The 9,415-nt window shown below is 71.2% G+C and carries 8 protein-coding genes; 4 read left to right on the forward strand and 4 right to left on the reverse strand.

Annotation, left to right across the window (positions count from 1 at the left end; translation table 11 throughout):
- Positions 1–111 precede the first annotated feature (111 nt).
- The 3 genes from rimO to VGO20_RS20460 all read left to right on the forward strand — a co-directional run bounded on the left by rimO (position 112) and on the right by VGO20_RS20460 (position 3,423).
- Complete coding sequence (gene rimO / locus VGO20_RS20450; protein WP_327504231.1) at positions 112–1,464, forward strand: 30S ribosomal protein S12 methylthiotransferase RimO; 1,353 nt, start codon at positions 112–114, stop codon at positions 1,462–1,464.
- A gap of 23 nt (positions 1,465–1,487) precedes the next feature.
- A complete protein-coding gene (locus VGO20_RS20455; protein ID WP_327504232.1) occupies positions 1,488–2,390 on the forward strand; it encodes an MYG1 family protein in 903 nt (300 codons plus the stop codon).
- Positions 2,391–2,700: 310 nt separating this feature from the next.
- Positions 2,701–3,423, forward strand: coding sequence for a hypothetical protein (locus VGO20_RS20460; protein ID WP_327504233.1), 723 nt, complete (start codon positions 2,701–2,703; stop codon positions 3,421–3,423).
- Positions 3,424–3,473: 50 nt separating this feature from the next.
- Here VGO20_RS20460 and VGO20_RS20465 read toward each other — a convergent pair whose 3' ends face one another.
- Together VGO20_RS20465 and VGO20_RS20470 are read right to left on the reverse strand one after the other, a co-directional pair.
- Complete coding sequence (locus tag VGO20_RS20465) at positions 3,474–4,967, reverse strand: phospholipase D-like domain-containing protein (protein WP_327504234.1); 1,494 nt, start codon at positions 4,965–4,967, stop codon at positions 3,474–3,476.
- Between the two features lie 27 nt (positions 4,968–4,994).
- The gene (locus tag VGO20_RS20470; RefSeq protein ID WP_327504235.1) at positions 4,995–5,630 is read right to left on the reverse strand and encodes a hypothetical protein; all 636 of its coding nucleotides are present in this window, start codon (positions 5,628–5,630) and stop codon (positions 4,995–4,997) included.
- Positions 5,631–6,091: 461 nt separating this feature from the next.
- Between VGO20_RS20470 and rpoH the strand changes: the two genes are divergently transcribed.
- A complete protein-coding gene (gene rpoH / locus VGO20_RS20475) occupies positions 6,092–6,982 on the forward strand; it encodes an RNA polymerase sigma factor RpoH (RefSeq protein WP_414639865.1) in 891 nt (296 codons plus the stop codon).
- A 286-nt stretch (positions 6,983–7,268) separates the two neighbouring features.
- Here rpoH and VGO20_RS20480 read toward each other — a convergent pair whose 3' ends face one another.
- Positions 7,269–7,961, reverse strand: a complete 693-nt coding sequence (locus tag VGO20_RS20480; protein WP_327504237.1) for a hemerythrin domain-containing protein — start codon at positions 7,959–7,961, stop codon at positions 7,269–7,271.
- A gap of 236 nt (positions 7,962–8,197) precedes the next feature.
- A partial coding sequence (locus VGO20_RS20485; protein WP_327504238.1) for a GAF domain-containing protein occupies positions 8,198–9,415 on the reverse strand: 1,218 nt, incomplete at its 5' end.

Consider the following 9,415-nt stretch of genomic DNA (forward strand, 5'->3'; position numbering starts at 1 on the left):
TGGAACAAATTAGGAACAATGTCAAATGGTGGAGAGGGGATGTTCGCGCCGTAACCGCTCGCTGTTTCCTTCCCTGTGCAAGCGCCTCGGCAGGCGCTATATAGGCGCGCCATGAAAAGGAAGCCCGCCCCCAAAGTCGGCATCGTCAGTCTCGGCTGCCCCAAGGCGCTCGTGGACTCCGAACGCATTCTCACGCGCCTGCGCGCCGAAGGCTATCAGGTGTCGCCCACCTATGACGGCGCCGACGTCGTGCTGGTCAACACCTGCGGGTTCCTCGACAGCGCCAAGCAGGAATCGCTGGACGCGATCGGCGAGGCGATGGCCGAGAACGGCCGCGTCATCGTCACCGGCTGCATGGGGGTGGAGGGCGAGCGCATCCGCGCGCTGCATCCCGGCGTGCTCGCGGTCACCGGCCCGCACCAGTACGAGGCCGTCGTCGAGGCGGTGCACGAGGCGGTGCCGCCGATGCACGACCCGTATGTCGACCTGGTGCCGCCGCAGGGCATCCGGCTGACGCCCCGGCACTACGCCTATCTGAAGATCTCCGAAGGCTGCAACCACCGCTGCTCGTTCTGCATCATCCCGAGCCTGCGCGGCGACCTCGCGAGCCGGCCGGCCGGCTCGGTGCTGAAGGAGGCGGAGAAGCTGGTCGCGGCGGGCGTGCGCGAGATCATGGTGATCTCCCAGGACACCAGCGCGTACGGCGTCGACCTCAGGCACGCCGAGAGCACCTGGCGCGGGCGCCCGGTCAAGGCGCGCATGACCGAGCTGTGCGAGGCGCTGGGCGAGCTGGGCGCGTGGGTCCGCCTCCACTACGTCTACCCCTACCCGCATGTCGACGAGGTGATCCCGCTGATGGCGGAGGGGCGCATCCTTCCCTATCTCGACATCCCCTTCCAGCATGCGAGCCCCAAGGTGCTGAAGGCGATGAAGCGCCCGGCCAACCAGGAGAAGGTACTGGAGCGCATCCGGCGCTGGCGCGACATGTGCCCGGACCTCGCGATCCGGTCCACCTTCATCGTCGGCTTCCCCGGCGAGACCGAGGACGATTTCCGCTTCCTGCTGGACTGGCTGGAGGAGGCGCAGCTCGACCGGGTCGGCTGCTTCCGCTACGAGCCCGTCGACGGCGCGTCCGCCAACGCCCTGCCCGGCGCGGTGCCGGACGAGGTCAAGCAGGAGCGCTGGGAGCGCCTGATGGAGACGCAGAAGCGCGTCAGCGACGCCCGCCTCCAGCGCATGGTCGGCCGCACGATCGAGGTGCTGATCGACGAGGTCGACGAGGAGGGCGCGATCGGCCGCTCCTACGCCGACGCGCCGGAGATCGACGGCGCGGTGTTCCTGAACGGCGTCACCGGGCTGGAGCCCGGCGACCTGGTGCTGGCCGAGGTCGAGCACGCCGAGGACTACGATCTGTGGGCCGTGCCAGCGACCGAGGACGGCCGCGGCGACCGCGACGGCGACTGAACGGGCGGCGGGCGGCACGCGATATGGAACGCATCCGGGCGCTGACCCATAGCGGCACCTTCCACGCGGACGAGGTCACCGCCTATGCCGTGCTGGCGCTGGCCGAGCCGGAAACGGTGCCGCGCCACTTCACCCGGTCGCGCGACCCGGAGGTCGTCGCGCGGGCGGAAATCGTGTTCGACGTCGGCGGGGTCTTCGACCCGTCGCGCCACCGCTACGACCATCACATGCGCGAGCGGCCGCTGCGCGCGGACGGCACGCCCTATTCCTCGGCCGGGCTGATCTGGGCCGCGTTCGGGCGCGACGCGCTGCGCACGCTCGTCCCCGACGCGCCGGACGGCCTGCGCGAGCGGCTGTGGGCGGCCATGGACCGGGAATTCATCCTGCCGACCGACAGGATCGACAACGGCATCGGCGAGGCCGACGGCCTGTCCTATGCCGGGCTGATCGCCGACATCAACCCGGCCTGGGACGACACGGCGCCGGACGAGAACGCCCGCTTCCTGGAGGCCGCCCGGCTCGCCGACGCGGCACTCCGGCGCAAGGTCGCGGCACTGCTGGCGCGCCTGCGCGCCGAGGACGCCGTGCTGGCGGCGGCCGCGGCGGCGGCCGACCCGCGCGTCCTGGAACTGCCGGCCTCGATGCCGTGGCAGGAGGCCGCGTTCGAGCACGGGCTGCCGGTCCTGTTCGCGGTGTACCCGTCGCGGCCGGGCACGTGGCGGATCGACTGCATGCGGCCGGAGCCGGGCTCCTTCGGCCAGCGCCTGCCGCTGCCCGAGGCCTGGGCGGGGCTGTCGGGCGAAGCGCTGCAACGGGCCTGCGGCATCGCGGATGCCGGCTTCGTCCACCCCGCCCGCTTCACCGGCGGCGCCGCCAGCCGCGAGGGCGTGCTGGCAATGGCGCGACAGGCGCTGGCGCACGCCTGAAAAGGCGCCGGCGCACGCGTGCCGGGCGGCGCGCCCGCTCCCGACGCAGGGGCGCCCTGCGGATGCGGCGCATATGATTCAAAAGCGAATACAGTCAGCAGCGTAGTCTCTGCTGAAATCATGGCGCACGAATATTAGAAGATCTACCGACATCGAATGTGTTAAAGCTTTCTTATTTTCTTCGATACTGGCGAAACTTCCGGGAGAGAGTGCGGTTGATGCAGTCCGTGGCGTTCGGGGCCGTGGGGCGTGGTCGACATGCCCCGCGCCGCCGAACCCGCGCCCATCCATCGAGACCAGGAGGAATCGCATGACCGCACGCAGTCTTCGTGCATCGCTGCTCGCCGGAGCAGGATCCCTGATGCTGCTGTCGGGCGCCGCCGTCGCCCAGCAGAGCGATCCCAACGTCACCATCGTCCGTCCGGACGGCCAGGGGCAGCAGGCCCAGAGCCAGCAGCAGCAGCCGTCGCAGCAGCCGCAGCAGCAGGCGCAGAGCCAGCAGCCGGGCCAGTCCTCGGGCGGCCAGCAGCAGCAGCAGCAGTTCCCGATGGTCCAGCAGTCGCTGGAACAGGCGCGGCAGGCGATCCAGAGCCAGGACCAGCAGCGCGCGCAGCAGGCCGTCCAGCAGGTGCAGCAGAGCATCGAGCAGGCCATGCAGCAGGCCCAGGGCCAGGAGCAGCAGCAGGCGATGCAGCAGGTCCAGCAGGCGGTGCAGCAGGCGCAGCAGGCCGTCGAGCAGCAGGACATGCAGATCGCCACGGCGGCCCTGCAGACCGCGGAGCAGGCGCTCCAGGCGGCCGCGCAGCAGAACCCGCTGCAGCAGGCCCGCCAGTCCCTGCAGCAGGCCAGCCAGTCGATCCAGCAGGCCGAGCAGGCGATCCAGCAGACCGAGCAGCGCATGCAGCAGCAGCAGCAGGCGCTGGAGCAGGCGCAGCAGACGCTGCAGCAGGCCGAGACCGCCGAGCAGGGCGGCAGCGGCGGCCAGGGCCAGCCGCAGCAGCCGCAGGGCGGCAGCAGCTCCTCGCCCCAGTAAGCGGGCGAGCGGGCAAGACCCGGCTGGAAGTCAGTGGAGAGGCGCGCCCGTCAGGCGCGCCTCTTCCACAGGCGCCAGGCGCGCAGCAGCAGGGAACCGGCGAACCAGACCAGGGCCGTCACCAGCGGCACGACGACCACGAGCGGGAAGGCGGCGACCAGCACCGCCAGGACCAGCATGGCGAAGCCGATGGCGAAGAGCACCCTGCCCTCCATCGGGCTCAAGGGCCGCGATCCCGTGATCGCGGCCCCTGCCGTGTTGCCGACGCCCAGCGCACCGGCGGCAAGGCGGCGGCCGCTTCCCGTCCGCTCGGGGCCACGTCTGGGCAGGCGGCGCCTGTGCGGGAGACCGTCGGGATGGTCGTCCCGCCGGGGCGGCGGGGCGGCGGGATGCACGCGCCGGCGGTCGTCGAGCACGATCTCGGTCGCGTTGCGCAGGTCGTCGAGATACGTGGCCTCCATCGCCTCGGCGAAGCCGCGGTCCTCGACGGTCACGTCCAGTTCCCAGTTGGTCAGCCAGCTCGCCACGTTCAGGTTGGTCGAGCCGATCCGGGACCATTTGCCGTCGCTGACCGCCGTCTTCGCGTGCAGCATCGAGCCGTTCCATTCGAAGACGCGGATGCCCGCCTCGATCAGGGGCCGGTAGCTCGCGCGGACCAGCGCCTGCACCGCCGGCGCGTCGCTCGTCCCCGGCACCAGGATGCGGACGTCGACGCCGTCGCGCACCGCGTCGGCCAGGGCGCGCACGAAGGTCGTGCTCGCCACGAAATAGGCGTCCGTCAGCCACAGCGTGCGGCGCGCGGCCGACGCGATGAGCTGGTCGAGGCGGTAGACGCCGAGCCGGCCGGGGCGGCCGCGGATGACGCGGACGCGGACGCCGCCCGGCACCGGGCCGGCGGGGCGCGCCATGCCGCCTGCGATGCTCCCCGCCATGTCCTCGGGCGGAATCCGGCCGCCGGCCTCGATCCAGGTCTCGGCGAAGGCGTCCTCGATGTCGGCGACGACCGGGCCGCGCAGCTCGACCCCGGTGTCGCGCCAGGCCGCGATGCCCTTGGCCGGGTCGCCGACCCAGGCGCGGGAGACGCACAGCCCCGAGACGAAGCCGATCCTGCCGTCGACGGCGATCGCCTTGCGGTGGTTGCGCTTCACCCAGGCCAGCGGCGAGGTCGGCTGCGGCGGGTTGAAGGCCCGAACCTCCACCCCCGCCTCGCGCAGCCGGGCCCAGAAATCCGACGGCACGATCCTGAAGCTGCCCCACCAGTCGTAGAGGAGGCGGACCCGGACGCCCGCACGCGCGCGTTCGGCCAGCGCGCGGGCGAAGTCGCGGCCGACCTCGTCGTCGGCGACGATGTAGTTCTCGAAATGCACCGTGCGTTCCGCGCGCGCGATGGCGTCGAGCCAGGCGGGGTAGTTCTCGCCGGCGTCCTTCAGCAGCCGGATGCCGTTGCCGTCCACCGGCCAGCTTCCGGTGATCCGCGCGAAGGCGAGGTCGAACAGCTCGTCCCGCGCATCCGCCGGCAGGACCTCCACGTCATGCGCGGTCACGTCGTCATCCCCCGCCCCTGCTCCCCCTCACTCGTCTTCGCCGTCCGGGTCGCCATCCGGGCCGCCATCCGGATCGCCGTCCTGCTGCCCGGACCGACGGACGGACGTCGCCCTCAGATATTGGGCGGCGAGGCGCATCAGGAACTCCGCCACCGCGAGGTCGCGGCCGTCGTGGTCGGCCGCGGCATGGCCGTAGGCGCGTTCCTCATGCATCAACGCGGCTGCGATCGCCTCGGCACCAAGACGCTCGGCGAGCTGCGGTCCGCCGGTGCCGACGAGCTGGCGTTCGAGCCGGCCCAGCGCTTCCTCGACCTCCGCCATGTCGGGCCGGTCCTCGTCGAGGTAGTCGGTCTCGCTCGCGACCGGGGCGCCGCCGGCATGGGTGCGGGCGAGCAGCGCCGTCTCCAGGCCCAGGCGGAAGACGGTGCGGCGCGGGCGGGCGCGGCGGCGCAACCGGAGCGCCAGCATCGAGAAGAGCTGGGCGACCGTCTCGACGTCCTCGGCCGGCACCTCGTCGACGATGTCCAGGATCTCGGCGCTGATCGCATTGCGGGGCGTGCGGCCGGCGCGCACGACCGAGGTCGCGAAGACCGCGATCAGCGTGCGCAGAGCGTCGGCCTGCTCGTCCGGGGTGATCCGGCCGATCTCTTCTGGCTCGAACATGCATGAGCTCCCGAGGCGGAATTGCCTCCCAGTCATCTGGGGTGCCGGAGCGCTCCTTTGAACGGGCCTTGGAGCGGTCCACCGGACGGGAATACCACGGCGCATGGCCGGCATGTCTTCGCCCCGTGCACGAACCCGTCGCGCCGAAAAAATCCCGAGAAGACGAACCATGCCCGCGCCGACGCCGCGATTTGGACAAAATCCCCGCATAGAAAAGGAGAGCTTCGACGCACCGGGATTTTTGCTGAAAAGCGCACGTCAATTGGTGTGCCGGCCTTGAATTGAGGCCGTCGTCCACCATATCTAGCGTCGTTCCCGGAAAAATGCACGACTGCGACGACCGGCTGCCCCAGCGGGGGCCGGCATCGATCCTGGCGCCGACCTCATCGGGCCGGGACCAGTCGCGAGGGCCGGGACATCGGGGGTGGAAGAGGAAACGCGACGTGGCAACGAATTTCAACATGGACCAGGACCTGGGCCGCTACATCGAGGACGCCAACCGGTACGACTACCTGACGGCGGAAGAGGAGCTGGCTTTCGCCCGGGACTGGCATGAGCGGGGCGACCGCAAGGCGCTCGACCGGCTGGTCGGCGCGCATCTCCGGCTCGTGCTCAAGACGGCCCGCAGCTTCCGCGGCTACGGCCTCCCGGTCGCCGACCTGGTGGCGGAGGGCAATGTCGGGCTGATGCAGGCGGCCGAGAAGTTCGATCCCGGCAAGGGGTTCCGCTTCGCCACCTACGCGCAGTGGTGGATACGGGCGGCGATCCAGGAATACGTGCTGCACAACTGGTCGCTGGTGAAGATCGGCACGACCGCCGGGCAGAAGAAGCTGTTCTTCAACCTGCGCCGACTGCGCGCCCAGCTCGACGAGGTCGAGGCGGGCGACCTGTCGGACGAGGCCGCCGAATCGATCGCCCGGACGCTGGACGTGCGCAAGTCCGAGGTGGTGGAGATGAGCCGCCGGCTCGGCGCCGACCGCTCGCTGAACGCGCGCATCGGCGAGGAGGAGGACAGCGAGTGGCTCGACCTGCTGGCCGACGACCGGGCCAACCAGGAAGTGCAGTTCGCCGACCGCCAGGAGCGCGTCGTCAACGAGGGCTGGCTGCGCGAGAGCCTGGACGTGCTGAACGACCGCGAGCGCCGCATCCTGGAGGCGCGCCGCCTGACGGACGACCCGCGCACGCTCGAGGAGCTGAGCCAGGAATACGACATCTCGCGCGAGCGGGTGCGCCAGATCGAGGCCAAGGCCTTCGAGAAGATCCGCAAGGCCGTCCTCGGCAAGGCGCGCGACGCCCAGGCGCGGGCGCAGGCGCGGATCGAGGCCGCGAACCAGAACCGCATCGCCGCCTGAAGCGGCGGTTAGGCGAGCCGGACCGCCGCCTAAGGGGCGGCCGGGAAATGAGGCCACGCTCCCGCCGGGACGTGGCCTTCTTCTTTTGGGCCGCCGGGAACGGCCCACGGACGGGACGCGAACCCTATCCGGTTGAATATTTCCTCTCCCGTGCAACGGGAGAGGAGGGGGCCCGCCGCGCAGCGGTGGGAAGGTGAGGGCCTGCGAGGTGCTGCCCTCACCTTCCCAACCTCCGGTTGGGCCCCTCCCTCTCCCGTTGCACGGGAGAGGGGATGTTCGCGTGGTCTCAGGCCGCCATCGGGAGCGCGAGGTCGCGGGTCAGCTTCTCGCGGTCGACCGGCTTCAGGAGCGAGAGCACCAGGTTCAGGACGCCCTGGAAGGCCGGCGGCGGGGCGGAATGGCGGATCTCCGAGAGGAAGGCCGCGCGCTCCGCCGGGGTCGCGGCCGGCGCGATCAGGCGGATGGTCTGCGCCATGTCCTCGGGCGGGATCGTCGCGAGGAGCGCGTCGTGGATCGCCACCAGCTCCGCGTCGCTGTAGTTGCGCCACAGCACCGCGTTGTTGTGGCTCTCCTCCACGGCCATGTGGACGAAGTTCTCGCCGACGAAGACGGCGAGGCGGCAGTAGAGCGCGTGGGCCGCCTCGGCGCGGGCGGCGCCCAGGGTCGCCTCGACCGCGACGACGTCGGCTTCCAGGACGTCGAACATGTGCGCGTGCTCGGCATGGTCGCCGGCGGCCTGGCGGGTCGAGCCGGGCTCGCGCGCCTCCATGGCGGTGTGGAGATAGGCGTCCTCGTGGGCGAGATGGCCGCGGCAGAAGGCGACGAGGCCGCGGACCCGGGCAAGCACCGCAGCGCGGTCGGCATCGTCCTCGACGTCCATGGCGCCGGCGGCGAGCATGGTCTCGGCCATCAGGGAGCGCAGGCCCTTGTGGATCAGTCGGTACATGTCGAAGCGCGGGGCGGCGATGTCGGCGGTCATTGGGATCTGCTCCTTTCCGTGTCGTTGTTCGGTGGAGCGGACCATACGGGAGACCCCCGCCGAACCGCTTGCTAAGTGTTGGCTCACGCGATGCTAAAAGTTTCTTCATATTTTATCGCGGCGAGATCGCCGCTGCCCTCATACGCCGGGCGGCCCGCTCCGCGGGCCTTGGCTTCGCGCCTTGCGGCGCGGGGCCGCCGTCGCGGCCCTGGGTCAGGTAGCCCTCGTACGCCGCGTCAGCGGCCGGCGGTGCAGGCCATTTCCTCCAGGGCCAGCGGGCGGGCCACGGCCAGGCGGAAGCGGCCGCGGCCGGTCTTCTCGATGCGCAGGAAATCGCACCGCTCGGCCAGGCGCCGCTGCAGCAGGATCAGCCGCGCCTCCAGGTTCTCCGCCGCGTCGGGCAGGCGGATGTCGGGTGCGAGGCGCAGCTCCCGGTTCGTGAACTCGGTCCGGCCCTGGCGGACGTGGTCGCGCGCGAGCTTCCAGAAGATCGCACCGGCCACGCCCTTGATCAGATAGTCGTGGTCGATGAAGACGCTGTCGTCGGCGGGGTAGTGGCGCACGACCGAGCACGCCCCGCCCGGCGCCGGGAGCGGCGGCGCCTCTTCCGCCGCCGCCGGAGCGGCCGGGGCCGCCGGCTGCTGGAGCGCCTGCATCATCGCGCCGAGATGCGCCGCGACCGATGCCAGCGCGTCCTCGTCGTCGTAGCGGAAGCGCAGCTCCTGCGGGCTCTCGACGAACAGGACGCCGGCCAGGCGGCGCCCGGTCAGGATCGGCACGGCGAGCTGGCTGTGCGGCTCGGCAAGGCCGGGGAACGGGATCTCCGTCGCCTCGGCGCCGGCCATCCCCGACATCCGGGCGCTGTCGCGCACGGCGCGGCCATAGGCGTATTCCGTCGTCATGTGGGTGATGCGGATCGGCGTGCGCTCGCGCGCGGCGACGCCGATCACCCCCTCGCCGAGCGCCACCTCGGAGCCGACGCCGGACGCGCTGTAGCCGAGGCTCGCGACCGTGTAGAGGCGGCCGGCCGCCTCGTCCAGCATCAGCACCATGGCGTGGTCGATGCCGAACGAGCCCTGCAGGTCCGCCAGCATCTGGTCGAGCAGCGTCGCCAGGTCGGCACACGCGAGCATCCTCTCGCAGGTCGTCCGCACCGCCGACAGGAGCGAGCGGCCGCGGACCGGCGCCGGCAGCGTCGCGCCGGGCACCGCCTCGATCTCCAGCACCCGGTACAGGTCGGCGCCGAGCAGGCGGAACACGCCCTGCATCCCCGTATGGGACGCGATCCCCGCCAGCTTGGCCTTCATGCTCTCGAACAGCGGGCCGCCGGTCTCGGTATGGAGGTAGCGCATGCACAGCCGGTATTGGCGGACCGTCGCCGGGTCGATCAGCAGCAGCGCCGCATGCGGGTTCGCCAGGATGTTGGCGCGGGTCTTGTTGAAGAACTGGTAGGA

This window comes from Arenibaculum sp. (genome assembly GCF_035998295.1).
Lineage (GTDB): Bacteria > Pseudomonadota > Alphaproteobacteria > Azospirillales > Azospirillaceae > DASYHS01.

Bases quoted from the DNA above. Each gene is read 5' to 3' on its own strand.
- VGO20_RS20470 (WP_327504235.1), bottom strand. From the start codon at position 5,630: ATGTTCGAGCCAGAAGAGATCGGCCGGATCACCCCGGACGAGCAGGCC.
- rpoH (WP_414639865.1), top strand. From the start codon at position 6,092: ATGGACCAGGACCTGGGCCGCTACATCGAGGACGCCAACCGGTACGAC.
- VGO20_RS20480 (WP_327504237.1), bottom strand. From the start codon at position 7,961: ATGACCGCCGACATCGCCGCCCCGCGCTTCGACATGTACCGACTGATC.
- rimO (WP_327504231.1), top strand. From the start codon at position 112: ATGAAAAGGAAGCCCGCCCCCAAAGTCGGCATCGTCAGTCTCGGCTGC.
- VGO20_RS20460 (WP_327504233.1), top strand. From the start codon at position 2,701: ATGACCGCACGCAGTCTTCGTGCATCGCTGCTCGCCGGAGCAGGATCC.
- VGO20_RS20455 (WP_327504232.1), top strand. From the start codon at position 1,488: ATGGAACGCATCCGGGCGCTGACCCATAGCGGCACCTTCCACGCGGAC.